Source organism: Streptosporangium sp. NPDC053982 (assembly GCF_055585205.1).
In genome coordinates, this window is the sequence record NZ_JBVJKQ010000002.1 from 12,797 (window position 1) to 29,309 (window position 16,513).

At 71.6% G+C, this 16,513-nt stretch carries 14 protein-coding genes and 1 tRNA gene; 10 read left to right on the forward strand and 5 right to left on the reverse strand.

All coding sequences use genetic code 11. From position 1 onward, the window contains the following. Window positions 1–416 precede the first annotated feature (416 nt). Complete coding sequence (locus ACZ6W9_RS02840) at window positions 417–2,054, forward strand: hemolysin family protein (protein ID WP_470116613.1); 1,638 nt, start codon at window positions 417–419, stop codon at window positions 2,052–2,054. Continuing rightward, window positions 2,051–3,085, forward strand: coding sequence for a hemolysin family protein (locus ACZ6W9_RS02845; protein WP_389961806.1), 1,035 nt, complete (start codon window positions 2,051–2,053; stop codon window positions 3,083–3,085). Before ACZ6W9_RS02840 ends, ACZ6W9_RS02845 begins: the two co-directional genes overlap by 4 nt. A 496-nt stretch (window positions 3,086–3,581) precedes the next feature. Here the strand turns inward: ACZ6W9_RS02845 and ACZ6W9_RS02850 are convergent. Beyond that, a tRNA-Leu gene (locus ACZ6W9_RS02850) sits at window positions 3,582–3,664 on the reverse strand. Window positions 3,665–3,824: 160 nt separating this feature from the next. Between ACZ6W9_RS02850 and ACZ6W9_RS02855 the strand changes: the two genes are divergently transcribed. From ACZ6W9_RS02855 to pknB, 7 genes are all read left to right on the forward strand, one after another. Next, a complete protein-coding gene (locus ACZ6W9_RS02855) occupies window positions 3,825–4,565 on the forward strand; it encodes a DUF3662 and FHA domain-containing protein (protein ID WP_362944023.1) in 741 nt (246 codons plus the stop codon). A 17-nt stretch (window positions 4,566–4,582) separates the two neighbouring features. Then, window positions 4,583–5,050, forward strand: a complete 468-nt coding sequence (locus ACZ6W9_RS02860; protein ID WP_389961804.1) for an FHA domain-containing protein FhaB/FipA — start codon at window positions 4,583–4,585, stop codon at window positions 5,048–5,050. Next, window positions 5,047–6,357 (forward strand): PP2C family protein-serine/threonine phosphatase, encoded by a 1,311-nt coding sequence (locus tag ACZ6W9_RS02865; RefSeq protein WP_389961802.1) that lies wholly within the window; start codon window positions 5,047–5,049, stop codon window positions 6,355–6,357. The genes ACZ6W9_RS02860 and ACZ6W9_RS02865 overlap by 4 nt, the downstream gene beginning before the upstream one ends. Before the next feature lie 4 nt (window positions 6,358–6,361). Beyond that, window positions 6,362–7,738 carry an FtsW/RodA/SpoVE family cell cycle protein gene (locus ACZ6W9_RS02870; RefSeq protein WP_470116614.1) on the forward strand — a complete coding sequence of 459 codons (1,377 nt, stop codon included), beginning with the start codon at window positions 6,362–6,364 and terminating at the stop codon, window positions 7,736–7,738. Then, the gene (locus ACZ6W9_RS02875; protein WP_389961798.1) at window positions 7,735–9,195 is read left to right on the forward strand and encodes a peptidoglycan D,D-transpeptidase FtsI family protein; all 1,461 of its coding nucleotides are present in this window, start codon (window positions 7,735–7,737) and stop codon (window positions 9,193–9,195) included. Before ACZ6W9_RS02870 ends, ACZ6W9_RS02875 begins: the two co-directional genes overlap by 4 nt. Then, the gene (locus ACZ6W9_RS02880) at window positions 9,192–10,778 is read left to right on the forward strand and encodes a serine/threonine-protein kinase (protein ID WP_470116615.1); all 1,587 of its coding nucleotides are present in this window, start codon (window positions 9,192–9,194) and stop codon (window positions 10,776–10,778) included. The genes ACZ6W9_RS02875 and ACZ6W9_RS02880 overlap by 4 nt, the downstream gene beginning before the upstream one ends. A gap of 82 nt (window positions 10,779–10,860) precedes the next feature. Next, entirely contained in the window at window positions 10,861–12,765 is a 1,905-nt protein-coding gene (pknB, locus tag ACZ6W9_RS02885; protein WP_389961794.1) for a Stk1 family PASTA domain-containing Ser/Thr kinase, read from the forward strand. A gap of 220 nt (window positions 12,766–12,985) precedes the next feature. Here the strand turns inward: pknB and ACZ6W9_RS02890 are convergent, their stop codons facing one another. Genes ACZ6W9_RS02890 through ACZ6W9_RS02900 form a run of 3 tightly spaced genes read right to left on the reverse strand, consistent with a single transcriptional unit; the run spans window position 12,986 to window position 14,767 of the window. Then, window positions 12,986–13,696 (reverse strand): anthranilate synthase component II, encoded by a 711-nt coding sequence (locus ACZ6W9_RS02890; RefSeq protein WP_470116616.1) that lies wholly within the window; start codon window positions 13,694–13,696, stop codon window positions 12,986–12,988. A gap of 14 nt (window positions 13,697–13,710) precedes the next feature. Then, window positions 13,711–13,869 (reverse strand): hypothetical protein, encoded by a 159-nt coding sequence (locus tag ACZ6W9_RS02895; RefSeq protein ID WP_389961792.1) that lies wholly within the window; start codon window positions 13,867–13,869, stop codon window positions 13,711–13,713. A gap of 10 nt (window positions 13,870–13,879) precedes the next feature. Then, a complete protein-coding gene (locus tag ACZ6W9_RS02900) occupies window positions 13,880–14,767 on the reverse strand; it encodes a class E sortase (RefSeq protein WP_470116617.1) in 888 nt (295 codons plus the stop codon). Window positions 14,768–14,974: 207 nt separating this feature from the next. Between ACZ6W9_RS02900 and ACZ6W9_RS02905 the strand changes: the two genes are divergently transcribed. Further along, window positions 14,975–15,220 carry a cell division protein CrgA gene (locus ACZ6W9_RS02905; RefSeq protein ID WP_189250144.1) on the forward strand — a complete coding sequence of 82 codons (246 nt, stop codon included), beginning with the start codon at window positions 14,975–14,977 and terminating at the stop codon, window positions 15,218–15,220. A gap of 51 nt (window positions 15,221–15,271) precedes the next feature. Here the strand turns inward: ACZ6W9_RS02905 and ACZ6W9_RS02910 are convergent, their stop codons facing one another. Next, entirely contained in the window at window positions 15,272–16,141 is an 870-nt protein-coding gene (locus tag ACZ6W9_RS02910; protein ID WP_362944043.1) for a rhomboid family intramembrane serine protease, read from the reverse strand. Between the last annotated feature and the right edge of the window lie 372 nt (window positions 16,142–16,513).

Genomic DNA, 16,513 nt, shown 5'->3' on the forward strand with positions numbered 1-16,513 from the left:
GGTCGTGGGGCGTACGGCTCCGCCCCGGAACCGGGTGGGCGGGCTGCCCCGCCGCGCGCCACGGCTCGGCGGGCGGCGGCCGCATCGCACGCGTGCGGTCGTCGTCGTCCTGCGCGTCACCCACGTCGTATCCCCGCCACTTCTCCAGCTCGCGATGAGAGGCCATTATCGACGCTACGTCCCGGCCCCGGCCCGCGAAGCACGTCCCCAAGGTTTGGTCATACAGAAGTACCCAGACGGTACATAACCACCGGTAAAGCAGTCGTCGGCCGATCCGGAAACACCAACCCCCTCACGGATCGTTACGGTAGAGGATGACCTCTGCTCGAAAGGATGATCGTGTCCACTCCGGACCCATGGAGTACCGGCCCGTGCGCAGGCACGGGAACCGCTGATCCGACCGGGAGAGCCGCTCTGTGAACACGGCTCTCGGTCTGCTGGCCGTACTTCTCCTCACCGTCGCCACCGGCTTCTTCGTCGCCCAGGAGTTCGCGTTCGTCGCCGCCGACCGGACCGCGCTGCGTGAACAGGCCGACGCCGGTGACGCCGCGGCCCGGCGCGCGCTGGAGGTGACGGGCCGCCTCTCCTTCATGCTCTCGGGCGCGCAGCTCGGCATCACCGTCACCGCGCTGCTGGTCGGCTTCATCGCCGAGCCCGCCATCGCCGAGGTGATCCGTCCCGGCCTCACGGCCGCGGGACTGCCCGAGGCCGCCGCGCCGGGCGTGGCCGTGGCGCTGGCCGTCGCGATCGCCACCACCATCCAGATGGTGCTCGGCGAGCTGGCCCCGAAGAACCTCGGCATCGCCCGCCCGGAACCCGTGGCCAAGTTCCTGGCCTCCTGGACCCTCGGTTACCTCAAGGTCGCCGGGCCGGTCATCCGGCTGTTCGACTCCGCCGCCGCCGGCCTGCTGCGCCGGGTGGGCGTGGAACCGGTCGAGGAGGTGGAGCACGGCGCGAGCCCCGAGGAGCTGTCCCGGATCATCTCCGAGTCGGCCACGGCGGGCGACCTGCCGCCCAGGCTGTCGGAGCAGCTCGAACGCGCCCTGGAGTTCGGCGACCGCACGGCCGAGGACGTCATGGTGCCGCGCCCCCGGGTGGTGCTGCTCCGCGCCGGGCGCCCGATCTCCGACCTGGTCGACGCGATCCGCGAGCACGGCCACTCCCGCTACCCGGTGCTCACCACCGAGAACGGCGAGGAGGTGGTCGGCGTCACCGGCGTCCGCGAGCTGCTGCGCTCCGGTGAGTCCGAGGGCCCGCTGTCGCAGATCACCCGCCCGGCCCTGCTGGTACCCGACTCGCTGCCGCTTCCGGTCGTGCTGGAGCGCATGCGCGCCGCCCGCGACGACCTCGCCTGCGTGATCGACGAGTACGGCGGGCTCGCCGGCGTGGTCACCGTCGAGGATCTGGCCGAGGAGCTCGTCGGCGAACTGATGGACGAGAACGATCCCGAACCGGCCGGCGTCGTCGCCAACGGCGACGGCACCTGGAACCTCCCCGGCACGCTCCGCCTCGACGAGGTCGAGCGCGTCACCAAGCTGGCGCTCCCGGAGAGCGACGACTACGACACCATCGCGGGCCTGGTGCTCGCCGTGCTCGGCCGGATGGCCGAGCCGGACGACGAGGTGACCGTCCCGCTCACCGTGGAGACCGACCTGCTCGACGACGACGGCCCGGAGGAGGCCAGCGCGGTGCTGACCGTGCTGTCGGTGCAGCGCCGGGTGCCCGAGTGGGTACGGCTGTCGCTCCCGGCGGCCGGGGACGGCGCGCGGGACGACACCGCCATGAAGGACGGCGCGCCGGATGACCGTGCGCGGAACGACCGCGCGCGGGGGAACGCGCGGGACGACCGCGGCCGTGAGGGCGGCGCGCGGGAGGACGGGACGCCGGACGGCGGCTCCCCGGAGGACGCCTCCCGGGAGAACGACGCCCGGGACGACGGCGCGCGGGAGGACGGCGTCCGGGAGGACGGCGGTCAGCGCGGCGAGCCCGCCATGAGCGCCGCCCGCAGGACCCGGGAGGGCGCCGGGACCGGCGCGGCGGAGGGGGAGCGATGAGCCCCGTGAGCGCGCTGCTGCTCGGCGTGGTGCTGCTGATCGGCAACGCCTTCTTCGTCGCCGCCGAGTTCGCGGTCATCTCAGCCCGCAGGCACCGCCTGGAGGAGCTGGCGGGCCGGGGCGGCCGGTTCACCCGGATCGTCGCCCGCGCCGCCGTACGCGGCGGCAAGGAGCTGTCGCTGATGCTGGCCGGCGCGCAGCTCGGCATCACGCTGTGCTCGCTGGGCCTGGGCATGGTCACCGAGCCTGCCATCGAGCACCTGCTGGAGCCGGTCTTCGGGCTGGTGGGCCTGCCCGAGTCGCTGCGGGTCCCCGTCTCGCTGGTGCTCGCGCTGGCCCTGATCACGTTCCTGCACATGGTCGTCGGCGAGATGGCTCCCAAGTCGTGGGCGCTGACCCATCCGGAGACCGCGGCGATGAGCGTGTCCCTGCCGTTCCGCGGCTTCACCCGGGTGATGCGGCCGGTGCTGGCCGCCCTCAACGGCCTGACCAACGCCGTGCTGGGCATGTTCGGCGTGCACCCGAGGGACGAGCTGGCCACGACCAGGACACCGGTGCAGCTGGCCATGCTGGTCGGCGAGTCGGGGCGGATGGGCCTGCTCGACCGCACCGAGCACGACCTGCTCACCCGGGCGCTGCGCGCCCACCAGCAGCCGGTCGAGCGGCTGATGCTGCCCATCGAGCGGGCCGCCTCGGTGGCCGGTGACGCCGGGGAGGCCGAGGTGCGCCGCGCCGCCGCCGAGAGCGGGCACCTGCGCCTGCTGGTCAACGCGGGGCGCCGCTCGGAGGTGGTGGGTGTGCTGCACGTCAGGGACCTGCTGGTCCGGCCCGGGGAGAGCCCCGCGGAGCTGGCCCGGCCGGTGCCCCGGCTGGCGAAGACCACGACGATCTCCGAGGCGGTCGCCGTCCTGCAGGACGCCCACGCCCATGTGGGCCTCGTCACGGACGAGGGCGGCGAGGTGGCCGGCATGGTGAGCCTCACCGACCTGGTGGGCGAGCTCCTCGACGTCCGCGTCCTGGCCGCCCGTTAGGGGCCGCCCGTTAGGGGCCGCCGGGAGACGCGGCCGGGTCGTCAGGGACGCCGGGAGACGGAGCCGGGCAGCGGTGGGGCGGATCGCCTCCACCCGCCCGGTTCCGTCGGCCCGCCCGGCTCCGCCGCCGTCCGCGTCCACCGCCGCCCGGCTCCACCGGCCGGGCCCGGGTGTCCTCTTCCGGCGGGCGACGCGCGGGCCGGCGGACGGATCGACATGCGGATCAACGTGCGGTTCGCCGGTGTCCCGGCCGTTCCGGGCGGGTGGGTCGGCCATGCTCATTAAGCTGAGGGCGAACAGGGTGAATCTCCAGAAAGCGCACCGAAAGCTCACTGCAAGCGGCTCGGGGTAGACAGCAGGTCATGATCGGTCACCGTACGGCTCCCGCCCTGACCCCCGCGGGAGACCGCCGTGACATACGAAAGGGCCCCGGCTCTGATGAACCGGGGCCCTTCGTCGAGAATTCGGATTCGTCGATTCCATCGACGGTTCCGTGTGGGCGAGGAGGGATTTGAACCCTCACGTCCTTTCGGACACACGGACCTGAACCGTGCGCGTCTGCCGTTCCGCCACCCGCCCTTGCTGGGTGCGGTCGAAACATTAGCACGAATCAGCCGCTACCCACGAACCCGGATACGATCCTCCTAGACGCGGAGCGGAGGAGCTTGAGTGCAGGAGAGCGAGGAACGAGCCCCCCAGCGGCCGTGACCCACATAGGACGGAAGAAGGGAGGTACCCGGTGGGAGTCCTTCAGCGCTTCGAGCGCAGGCTCGAAGGCTTGGTCGAGGGGGCCTTTGCGCGGGCGTTCAAATCTGACCTTCAGCCGGTCGAGGTCGCCAGCGCGGTCCAGCGGGAGATGGACGAACGGGCCGCGATCGTCGCGCAGGGGCGCACGCTCGTGCCGAACGACTTCGTGGTCGAGCTGTCCGTGACCGACAGCGAGCGCCTCGAGGTGTACGCCGACAGCATCGGCCACGAACTCGCCAACCTCGCCAGGGAGTACGCCAAGGAACAGGGCTACTCGTTCGTGGGACCCGTCCGGGTGCGCTTCGAGACCGCCGAGGACCTGGCGGTCGGGCTGTTCCGGATCCGCTCCGGCGTGATCCGGGGCGCGACGGTCGAGCAGGACGAGATCCGCCACCCTCCGAGCGACGTGCCCGCGCCCCGGCCGCGCGCCTTCGGCGGGCAGCCCCGGCTGCTGGTCTCCACCCAGGACGACCCGCAGGGGCAGCGCTCCTACGATCTCACCACGCCGGTGACCCTGCTCGGCAGGGGCACCGACTGCGATCTACGGCTGGTCGACCCGGGTGTGTCCCGGCACCACGCCGAGCTGCGAGTGGAGGGCCCCCAGGTCGTGCTCGTCGACCTCGGCTCCACGAACGGCACCTTCGTCAACGGCCAGCCGGTCCGCCGGGTCGAGCTCCAGAACGGCACTCGCGTGACGCTCGGACGCACGACACTGGTTTTCCGGCGCGATTAGAGGTAAACAGACGCTCCATGTCCGAGCTCACGCTGCTGCTGATCCGGCTCGCCTTCCTCGCGGTGCTGTGGTTCTTCGTGATCGCCGCGGTCGGCGTGATCCGGACGGACCTCTTCGGCTCCCAGACGGCAGGCACCGCATCAGCCCGCAAGACACCCAAACCGGCCAAACCCGCGGCCAAGCCCAAGAGGGGCGAGCCGCGGCAGATGGTCGTGACCGGCGGCCCCCTTCAGGGCACCACCATCCCCCTCAGTGAGGCGACGATCACCATCGGCCGGGCGACCGACTCCACGCTGGTGGTGAGCGACGACTACGCCTCCAGCCGGCACGCCCGGCTCTTCCCCCAGGACGGTCAGTGGATCGTGGAAGATCTCGGCTCGACCAACGGCACGTATCTCGAACGCTCAAAAGTCACCCGTCCGACTCCGGTGCCGCTCGGTGTTCCGATCCGCATCGGTAAGACCGTCATCGAATTGCGCAAATGACCATCGCACTCCGTTACGCCGCCCGCTCCGACGTCGGGCTCCTCCGCGAGGGCAACGAGGACTCGGCGTACGCCAGCGGCCGTCTGCTCGCCGTCGCCGACGGCATGGGCGGTCATGCCCACGGCGAGGTGGCCAGTTCGGTCGCCATCGCCGCGATGTCCTCCCTCGACGAGGGCGCGGCCGGGAGCGACCTGCTCAGCGCCATCGAGGCGGCGGTCCGCGACGCCAACCGCAGGCTGCACGAGATGGTCGGGCGCGACCCGAGCCTGAAGGGCATGGGCACCACGCTCACCGCCATGCTGTGGTCCGGGACCCGGGTGGCGCTGGTCCACGTCGGCGACTCCCGCGCCTACCTGCTGCGGGCCGGGGAGCTCTACCAGATCACGCACGACCACACGCTGGTGCAGTCCCTCGTGGACGACGGGCGGATCACCCTGGAGGAGGCCGCCACGCACCCGCAGCGGTCGATCCTGCTGCGGGCGCTCGACGGCAGCGGGGAGGTCGACCCCGACCTGTCCCTGCGCGAGGCGCAGATCGGCGACCGCTACCTGCTGTGCTCCGACGGGCTGTCGGGGGTGGTGAGCGCCGAGACGCTGCACCACACGCTCTCGACGGTGGACGACCCGGAGGCGGTGGTCCGCGCGCTCATCGACCTGGCCAACCGCGGCGGCGGCCCGGACAACATCACCTGCGTGGTCGCCGACGTCCTGGAGGTGGACGAGGGGGCCGTCCCGGTCGTCGAGGCGGCCGTGGTCGGCGCCGCGGGCTCGACCCGGCCCCAATCGCAGCCGCCGGACACCCCGGCGGGCCGCGCCGCCGCGATCACCATGCCGCAGCCGGTCATCACCGACGACGAGGACGACGAGCCCGCGGCCCCCCGGGCCGCGAAGGCCGCGGCCGCGGGACGTCCGGCGAAGCGGCGGCGGCGTCTGTGGCCCCTTCTGGCCTCCGCCGGGGGCGTCGTCTTGGTCGGCAGCGGCCTAGGGTGGTACTTCGGAAACCAGTGGCTCGACGACCAGTACTTCGTGGGGGCGAAAGGGGATGAGATCGTGGTTTTCCAGGGCGTGAAGACCAACCTCGGTCCCATCGAGCTCTTCGATGTCGCCCGCAGCACCGCCGAGTCGGTGACGGCCCTCGGGGCCTTCCAACAGGGCCAGGTCCGCGACGGCATCCCCGTCCCCAACGTCGACGCCGGCCTGCGGAAGATCCAGGAGCTGAAGTCGTCCGCACGGAAGCCGGAGGGAAAGGCCAGGCAGACCGCCCAGCCCAGCGAGAGCGCAACCCCGGAACCCACGAGGTCGCAGTAGACACATGAGCACCCCTGCCGCAGAACCCGTTCCCATGCCCGCCAAGCGACGGGTGGCCCAGCTCGCGATGCTGGCCTTCGCGGTCGCGATCGTGATGTTCGCGTACGCGAACGTCGGCCTGGCCGTCGACCAGAAGATCCCCGCGGGGATGCTGGGCTACGGCCTCGGCCTGGGCGGCCTCATGCTGGCGGCCTACCTGGTGCTGGCGAAGTTCGCCCCCTGGGCCGACCCGCTGATCCTGCCGTTGGTGACGCTGATCAACGGGCTCGGGCTGGTGATGATCTACCGGCTGGAGGAGGCCAAGGCGTTCGGCGCGTCGGCCGCGACCCAGCTGATGTGGACGGCCGTCGGGGTCGTGATGTTCTCCGTCACGCTGATCGTGCTGCGCGACCACCGCGCGTTGCAGCGGCTCACCTACACCTCCGGCGCGCTCGGCCTCGCCCTGCTGATCGCGCCGCTGCTGCCGTTCGTCGGCAAGGAGATCAACGGCGCGCGGATCTGGATCAACCTCGGCGCCTTCTCCCTCCAGCCCGCCGAGTTCGCCAAGCTCGCGCTGATCGTGTTCTTCGCCGGCTATCTCGTCGCCAAGCGCGACGTGCTGGCCCTGGCCGGGCGGCGGCTGCTCTTCATCGACCTGCCCCGGGCCCGCGACCTCGGCCCGATCCTCATCGTCTGGGGCCTCAGCCTCGGCGTGCTGATCCTGCAGAAGGACCTCGGCTCCTCGCTGCTCATCTTCGGCACGTTCATCGCGATGCTCTATGTCGCCACCCAGCGCACCTCCTGGGTGCTGATCGGCGTCCTGCTGTTCATCGGCGGCGCCATCCTCGCCGGGATGCTCTTCGAGCACGTGCACAACCGGTTCGAGGTCTTCCTCGACCCCGAGAGCCAGGAGCTCTTCCAGCAGGTCGGCGGCAGCGAGCAGCTCATGCAGGGCCTGTTCAGCCTGGCCACCGGGAAGATCCTCGGCACCGGGCTCGGCCAGGGCCACCCCGACATGATCCCGCTGGCCATCTCCGACTTCATCTTCCCGGCCACCGGCGAGGAGCTCGGCCTGACCGGGGTGATGGCCCTGCTGATGCTCTACGCGCTGCTGGTCGAGCGCGGCCTGCGCACCTCGCTCGCGGCCCGCGACCCGTTCTCCAAGCTGCTGGCGGGCGGCCTGTCGTTCATCATCGCCTGGCAGGTCTTCATCATCGTCGGCGGCGTCACCAACCTGATCCCCCTCACCGGCCTGGTCACGCCCTTCATGTCGCAGGGCGGCTCGGCGCTGCTGGCCAACTGGATCCTGATCGCGCTGCTGGTGCGCACGTCGGACGCGGCCAGGCAGCCGCCGCCCCAGGCCATCCAGGACGAAGGAATGACGCAGGTGTTCCAGCGATGAACGGTCCCCTCAAGCGCGTCGCCATCGCCTGTCTGCTCATGTTCGGCCTGCTCATGTTCAATGTGAACTACCTGCAGGCCGTCAAGGCGGACAAGCTGAGCTCCGACCCGCGCAACAAGCGCAACTTCCTCGCCCGCTACGAGGTCGAGCGCGGCCGGATCACCGCCGGCGACAAGGTGCTCGCCGAGTCGGTCGACACCGGCGTCAACAAGGACTACCGCTTCGAGCGCCGCTACCCCGGCGGCAAGGTCTACGCGCCCGTCACCGGCTTCTTCGCGCCCGAGAGCGAGCGCGACATGGAGCACGCCGAGAACGGCCTGCTCAGCGGCTCCAGCGCCGACCTGATGCTCCGGCGCGGCATCGACCTGTTCAGCGGCAAGAAGACCAAGGGCGCCAACGTCGACCTGACGATCGACCCCGAGGCCCAGAAGGCCGCCTACGAGGCGCTGAGCGCCAGCGGCAAGAAGGGCGCGCTGGTCGCGATCGAGCCGAAGACCGGTGCGATCCGTGCCATGGTCTCGGTCCCGTCCTACGACCCCAACCCGCTGGCCGTGCCCAACAAGGCCGACGTCAACAAGGCGTACACCAAGCTGGACAAGGACGGGGACAAGCCGCTGATCAACCGGGCGATCGAGCGCACCTACCCGCCGGGCTCGACCTTCAAGGTGGTGACCCTGGCCGCCCTGCTGGAGAAGGACGACTCCCTGGGCACGGAGAGCCAGGTGGACGCCCCGCCGGTGCTCGACCTGCCCAACACCAGCCACGACCTGCCCAACTACGCCGGCGAGTCGTGCGGCAGCGGCCGGGTGACGCTGTCGTTCGCCCTGGAGCTGTCGTGCAACACGCCGTTCGCCAAGATCGGCATGGACCTCGGCTACGACGCGCTCAAGGACCAGGCCGAGAAGTTCGGCATCGGCGGCGAGCCGCTGAGCATCCCGCTCCCGGTCGCCGGCAGCGGGATCGGCCCCAAAGAGGACGACGCGGCGCTCGCCATGACCTCCATCGGCCAGCGCAACAACCAGATGACCCCGCTGCAGATGGCCATGGTCGCCGCGGGCATCGCCAACAACGGCGTCGTGATGAAGCCGTACCTCGTCAACAAGATCGCCGACGCCGAGGGCGGCGAGATCGACTCCGCCGACCCCACGGAGCTCTCCCAGGCGGTGAGCGAGGACACCGCGCGCAAGCTGCGGGAGATGATGGTCAACGTCGTCGAGAAGGGCACCGCGGGCGCCGCGAAGATCCCCGGCGTGTCCGTCGGCGGCAAGACCGGCACCGCCGAGAACGCCCCCGGCAAGCCGCCGCACGCCTGGTTCATCTCCTTCGCCCCCGCCGAGGACCCGAAGATCGCGGTCGCGCTCATCGTGGAGTCCGGGAGCGCCGGTGGCGAGGCCACCGGTGGCCACACCGCCGCCCCCATCGCCAAGAGCGTGATGGAAGCGGTGCTGAGACGATGACCGCGTTGCTCGGGGACCGATACCGCCCGCTGGGGCGGATCGCGACGGGCGGCATGGGCGAGGTCTGGCGGGCCCGCGACGAGCTGCTGGGCCGCGAGGTGGCGGTGAAGCTGCTGCGCCGCCACGTGGCGGCCGACCCCGACTTCCGTGAGCGGTTCCGGATGGAGGCCAGGATCGCGGCCGGCCTGTCCGACCCCGGCATCGCCCAGGTCTTCGACTACGGCGAGGCCGACGACGTCGCCTACCTCGTGATGGAGCTGGTCTCCGGCGAGTCGCTGGCGGCCATCCTGAAGCGCGGCGGCCCGCTGGGCGTCGAGAACACCCTGGACGTGGTCGAGCAGACCGCCCGGGGCCTGGCCGCCGCACACCGGTCCGGGATCATCCACCGCGACATCAAGCCCGGCAACCTGCTGGTCACCGAGACCGGAACGGTGAAGATCACCGACTTCGGCATCGCCCGGGCGCTGGAGGCCGCGCCCATGACGCGGACGGGCACCGTGATGGGCACCGCCCAGTACATCAGCCCCGAGCAGGCGTCGGGAGAGCGGCTGACCCTCGCCACCGACGTCTACTCGCTCGGCGTGGTCGCCTACGAGTGCCTCGCGGGCCGGCCGCCGTTCGTCTCCGAGACGCAGGTGGCGATCGCGCTCATGCACATCGGCCAGGAGCCGCCGCCGCTGCCCGAGAGCGTGCCGCAGGCCGTTCGGGACCTGGTGATGCGGTGCCTGGCCAAGGACCCCGGCAGCCGCCCGGCCGAGGCCGACGAGCTGGCCGGGCGGGCCCGCGCGCTGCGCGAGTCGCTCGCCGCCGCAGGCGCGGCCGGGCTGGCGCAGCTGACCGACCCGCACGGGTGGCGGGCGGAGCCCGCGAGCGAGTGGCCGAGCGACGTCGTTCCCGCCCCGGCGGACGCGGACGCCGGGACGCCGACCCCCGTCGACGCGGACGACGCGGACACGGGCGGCACGGGCGCCGCGGGTACGGCCGGCACGGGCCCCGTGGGCGCCGCGGGTACGGGACCGGTCGTCGCGGGCACCGGTGTCGCGGGCTCGGGCGCCGCGGGTGCGGGTGTCGCGGGCTCGGGCGCCGCGGGTGCGGGTGTCGCGGGCTCGGATCCGTACGGCCCCGGCGCGGAGACCGCGGGCGGCGGGCGGCGCTCCCGCAGGGGGCTGCGCCGTACGACGGTGATCGCCGCGACGGTGGCGGGATGCGCGGCGGCCGTCGGGCTGGGCGCGCTGGTCGCCCAGGACCTGACGCACCGGAACGGCGATCCCGGGTCCGGCTCGCCGGTCGTCCCGATGAGCCCGATCATCACCGCCTCCCCGTCGCCCACGCCGACGCGCCCCAAGCCGGTCCGGAGCCGGCCGTCGGCCGTGCCGACGAAGCAGCACCGGCCTTCACCCACGCCGTCGGCTACCGTTAGCACATCGGCCACGCCCAGCGCACAGCCGAGCACGTCGCCGACGCTCAGCCCCACTCCGACCGCCCCGCCCCCGACCCCCACCGCCCCTCCGGCGACGCCGAGCACCACGACCAGCACCACCCCCGGCCCCGGCGAAACAGACCCGCCGAACGGGGAGACGTAATGCGGCACGGGGTCGATGATGGACACCGGTGGACCAAGGGATCACCGGCACCCAAGATGAACGGTAAGGGACAGTGCAGGAAATGACTCAGCCCCGACGCCTCGGCGATCGCTACGAGCTCGACGGTGTCGTCGGACGCGGCGGCATGGCCGAGGTGTACCGCGCTCGAGACATCCGGCTGGACCGGGTCGTCGCCATCAAGACTCTCCGCGCGGACCTCGCCAGGGACCACATCTTCCAGGCGAGGTTCCGCCGGGAGGCGCAGTCCGCCGCGTCACTGAACCACCCGTCCATCGTCGCGGTCTACGACACCGGTGAGGACGTCTCCGAGGGCGCGCCGGTGCCGTACATCGTGATGGAGTACGTCGACGGCCGCACGCTGCGCGACCTGCTGCGCGCCGACCGGCGGCTGATGCCCGAGCGGGCGGCCGAGCTGGTCGACGGGATCCTGCGGGCGCTGGACTACAGCCACCGCGGCGGCATCGTCCACCGGGACATCAAGCCGGCGAACATCATGATCACCCGCAACGGCGACGTCAAGGTCATGGACTTCGGCATCGCCCGCGCGATGGCCGACTCGGCCGCGACGATGACGCAGACCGCGCAGGTCATCGGCACCGCCCAGTACCTGTCGCCGGAGCAGGCCCGGGGCGAGCGCGTCGACGCCCGCAGCGACATCTACTCCACCGGCTGCGTGCTGTACGAACTGCTGACCGGGCAGCCGCCGTTCACCGGCGACTCCCCCGTGGCGATCGCCTACCAGCACGTCCGCGAGGACCCGATCCCGCCGTCGCAGATCGACCCCGAGATCCCCAAGTGGGCCGACGCCATCGTTCTCAAGGCGATGGCCAAGGACCCGGCGCACCGCTACCAGAACGCCGGGGAGATGCGGGCCGACATCCAGCGGGCGCTGTCCGGGATGCCGATGGACGCCCAGACGATGGCGATGACCAACTACGGCTCCGCCACCCGGACCATGCAGCAGCCTCCGGGAGGTGCCGGCGGCCCGGCCACCCAGCGCACCACCTCCGTTCCGGCGTACGAGTACGGCACCGAGGTGGCCGGAGGGGCCGGCGGCGGAGGCGGCGAGCGCGGCCGGCGCCGCCAGCAGGGCAACGGCAACGCCGCGGTCAAGACCGCCGCGTGGATCCTGGTCCCGCTGCTGATCATCGGCGCCTTCATCGGCGTGGGCTACAAGTTCCTGAGCTCCCCCGGCGACACCGCCAAGGGCACCAAGGTGAAGATCCCCGCGCTGATCTCGCAGACCGAGGAGGCGGCCACCAAGACGCTCACCGGCATGGATCTCAAGGTCAAGGTCAGCGAGAAGTACGACGACGAGATGGCGAAGGGCACGGTCATCGAGACCGACCCACCGGCCGACACCGAGGTGGCCAAGGGCAGCGAGGTCACCCTCGTCGTCTCCAAGGGCACGGAGAAGGTCGCGGTGCCCGACGTGGTCAACATGACCACCGAGGAGGCCACCTCCGCGCTGGAGGAGAAGGGCTTCAAGGTCAGCGTGCTGCCCCAGGTCTCCAGCGGCAAGGAGGGCGTCGTCTTCAAGACCGACCCCGAGGCGGGCAAGCGGGCCGCCAAGGGCGGCACTGTCCGGATCTACGTCCCGAAGGCGGCCGTGGACGTGCCGGGTGTGGTCAACCTCACGGTCCAGGACGCCAAGCGGCTGCTGCAGCAGGCCGGGCTGAAGGCCAAGGTCGTCCCGCAGGCGAGCGAACTGCCCAAGGACACCGTCCTCAGCCAGGGCCCCGAGGCGGGGGCGAAGGTCCAGCCGGGCACCACGATCACGCTGGTCGTGTCCAGCGGCGAGGCGCCGCGGCCGACCGAGCAGCCGACGACCCCGAGCGACGAGCCGACCTTCAACGAGCCCCAGCCGGACGACACCAACACCGACGGCGGCAACAACGACGGCGGAGGCCAGGACGACGGCGGGGGCGACGTCTTCGACAACCCGCCGCCCGGCGACGGCAACTGAGCGACCGGTCCGCACCGCGATGAAGGGGTCCCGCCGTACGGCGGGGCTCCTTCGTCGTTCACCGGCCCCGTGAACCACTCCGGGCCGCTCGGAACCGGGCCGCTCGGAACCGGGCCGCTCGGGGTCGGCTGTCCGGAGCGGGGCCGCCCGGAGCGGAGGAAGGAGAGAGAAGTAGTGAGCCCTTCCGTCACTCGGGGGCGATGGCGGAAGGGCTCACTGGTTAGTCGTTCAGGCGGACGCGGGTGTTACAGATCTCACCCAGCCAGTTCCCGAGCAACCGGTGACCGTACTCGGACACCACCGACTCCGGGTGGAACTGCACACCCTCGACGGGCGCGTCACGGTGCCGCAGGCCCATCACCGTGCCGTCCGCGGTGGTCGCGGTCACCCGGAGATCGGGCGGTACGGTTCCCGGGACGACGGCCAGCGAGTGGTAGCGGGTCATGGTGACCGGGGACGGCAGTCCGGCGAAGACCCCGCTGCCGTCGTGGACGATCGCGCTGGTCCGGCCGTGCATCAGCTCGGGGGCCCGTGCGACGGTGGCGCCGTGGGCCACGGCGATGGCCTGGTGGCCGAGGCAGACGCCGAGCAGCGGCAGGCCACGGTCCCGGCAGCGGCCGACGAGCGGGACGCTCACCCCCGCGTCCTCGGGGGTGCCGGGGCCGGGGCTGATCAGGACCCCGTCGAACCCGTCGGCGTCCTCGGCCGCGACGAGGTCACGCGGGCGCACGTCGCAGGAGGCGCCCAGCTCGCGGAGGTACTGGACGATCGTGTGAACGAAGCTGTCGTGGTTGTCCACGACGAGGACGCGCGGCGCCGACTCCGGCCCGCACGGGGTCATCCGGTCACCCGGGGCCGCCCGGTCGTACGGGGCCATCGGGTGGCGCGGGGCCGTCCGGTCGTACGGGACCGTCCGGTCATGCTGGGTCATCGGGTGACGCGAGGTCATCGGACCATCGTGACGTGGTCGAAGGGAATCCGGGACTCGATCCAGGGGAACACGAGAAACCAGAGTACGGCCAACGTCAGCCCGGCCAGCGTCAGCGCCCCGACCGTCTTGCCGACGGGACCGCCGGGAAGCACGCGCCAGATCCACCCGTACACGCGACCCTCCTCATTCGCTCGTGTCGTGCGCAACCGCCGGACCGTGCCTCGTGTCGTGCGCGGCCGCCTGATCATGCATCGCCGGGCCGCGCGTGGAGGGGTGTCGGTGCCCGTCCGCGGCGCGGCCCCCCGCCGCGTCCGTTCCCACGACCGGGCCGTCCGGTGGGCGGTGGGCGGCCCTCGGCGGTTCCGGCTTCCGCTCCTTCCGGCCGGCCCGGAGCGGTTCCGGCTTCCGGCCGGCCCGTGGTGACTCGCGCTTCCGATCGACCATCCAGGGACGGTGGTCCCGGCGATTCTCCAGCTCACCGATGACGATCAGCCGCTGGGCGGCGGAGTACTCCGGGTGGCAGGTGGACAGCGTGATCAGGGCCTTGGTCGGCCTGCGGTCGGGATGGGCGGGGTTCGGGGCGATGACGTCGAGGTCGGTGGGATCGACCACATGCTTGTGGGTGACCCGGTAGGTGTAGCGGGCGTCACGGGCATCGACCACGATGTAGTCGCCCCGGTGGAGCTCGTCGAGGCGATTGAACGGGGCGGCGTAGGTGGTTCGATGCCCAGAAATAACGAAATTTCCAATTTTTCCGGGTAGGGCGGAGCCGGGATAGTGACCGGGCCCCATCCGCAGCTGCTCCCAGTCGACCCCCTCCACCACGGCGTACCGGTAGAGATCGCCGAGCCGGGGGATCCGCAGCATGGCCAGCGCCCCGCCCACCGGGACCTCGCCGAGCCTGCCGGATCGCACGATGTTCTTCCTGGCCTCGACGAGCTGCCTGCGCAGCAGCACCTGCTGCTCACCTGTGTAGGAGCCGGTCCCCCAGACGAGGTAGGCGCAGAAGAGCAACAGGACCGCGCCCAGCGTGGCGCCCGTCTCCCCCAGGGCTCTCAGCGCGGCTCTCATGCGATCAGGCTAGGCGGGAGGAGCCGCCCGGAACCGGAGCGGAGCGCGCCGTTGGCGCAAGGTTTGCCCCGTACTGATCACCCGTGGGATCGCCATGTCCCATGTGTGCGGACTATTCTTACTCGGGACTTCACCCACCAGCGACTACGCTGGCTGAAATGGCCTGCGCACGATCCGGACCGCGCAGGGTTGACGCAGGAGAGCCCAGTGCCCAAGTCCAAGACTCGTAAGAAGGCGGTTTACACGCCGCCGCAGACGGCCCAGACGGTCAAGGTGAGCCCGCGCTGGCTCGCGCCGGTCATGGTGGCTTCCTGGATCATCGGCATCCTGTGGATCGCCGTCTACTATGTGGCCCCCACCGCGCCCCTCATCGGCGCCCTCGGCAACTGGAACCTGTTCATCGGGTTCGTTTTCATCATCTTCGGTGTGGTGTTGTCCACCCGCTGGCGTTAGTTTTTTCCACAGGGTTATCCACACCCTGGGGAAGTTCCGGGGTGTGGATGATCAGACGGGAAGGCCGTACCGAGCCTGAAAGGCGAGCGGCGGCAGCAGCGTGACCGCCGCGACCAGCAGCAGGAACACCGCCACGCAGCCGGCTAGCTGGAACAGGGTGCGGTTCCCGCGCGGCGCGTGGACGAGGATCGCCGCCACCGCGACGCCCGTGATCAGGCCGCCCAGGTGGCCCTGCCAGCTGATGCCGCTGAGGGTGAACGTCATCAACACGTTGATGCCTATCAGCCACAGCACGCCGGTGACGTCGTAGCGGAGCTTCCGGCCCACCACGAACAGCGCGCCGAACAGGCCGTAGATCGCGCCCGAGGCGCCCACCGCGTTGATGCCGAACAGGTATATCGCGACCGAGCCGCCGAGTGCGGAGAGCAGGTAGAGGGCCAGGAAGCGCAGCGAGCCGAGGCTGCGTTCCAGCTGCGGGCCGATGACGTACAGCGCCAGCATGTTGAACAGGATGTGGGTGATCGAGAAGCCCTGTCCCGGCTGCGCGTGCAGGAAGGCGCCGGTGACCAGGCGCCACCACTCGCCCTCGTAGATGGCCGGGGAGAGGGTGGAGAAGGTGCCGATCACCCCCGGGTCGAGGAACTGGGCGCCGTAGGCCAGGACGTTCACCGCCAGGAGCGTCCAGACCACGTACGGGGTGCCGACCGGCCTGCCGCCGAAGACCGCCCGCGTCTGCCGTACCGTCTTGTTGCCCTCGGCCACGCACTCGGGGCACTGGAAGCCCACCGAGGCGTCCCGCATGCAGTCGGGGCAGATCGGACGCTCGCAGCGCTGGCAGCGCACGTAGGTCTCACGGCCGGGATGGCGGTAACAGGTGGGGACGGCCGTGGTTTCAGGCTCGCCGGGAGGCTGGGTGGTCATGGCGTCTCGCTGCCCCTTCGCCCGTGCTGTTGTCCACAGACTGCCAGCCTATTAAGGATCCCGGGTGTCCGCGCACGCCACAGTGGCCGGGAACGGCCGTACGGCGGGCGGGGGCGTCCGGCGCGTGGGCACGACGGGGACGGACGCCCTGGCGCGATGGTGGACACGGCGGGCCGCCGACGGCCGTACGGCGGGCGCGGGCGCCCACGCCGTGAAAGCGGCCGACGGGCGCGGGCGCCCGCGCCGTGGAGGCGGGGGGGGGGCCCCCGCCCCCGGGGGGGGGGGGCCCCCCCCGGCCGCCCCCCCCCCCCCCGCCCCCCCGCGGGGGGGGGGGCGCCCCCGCCGCCCCCCCCCCGCGGGCGGGGCCGGGCC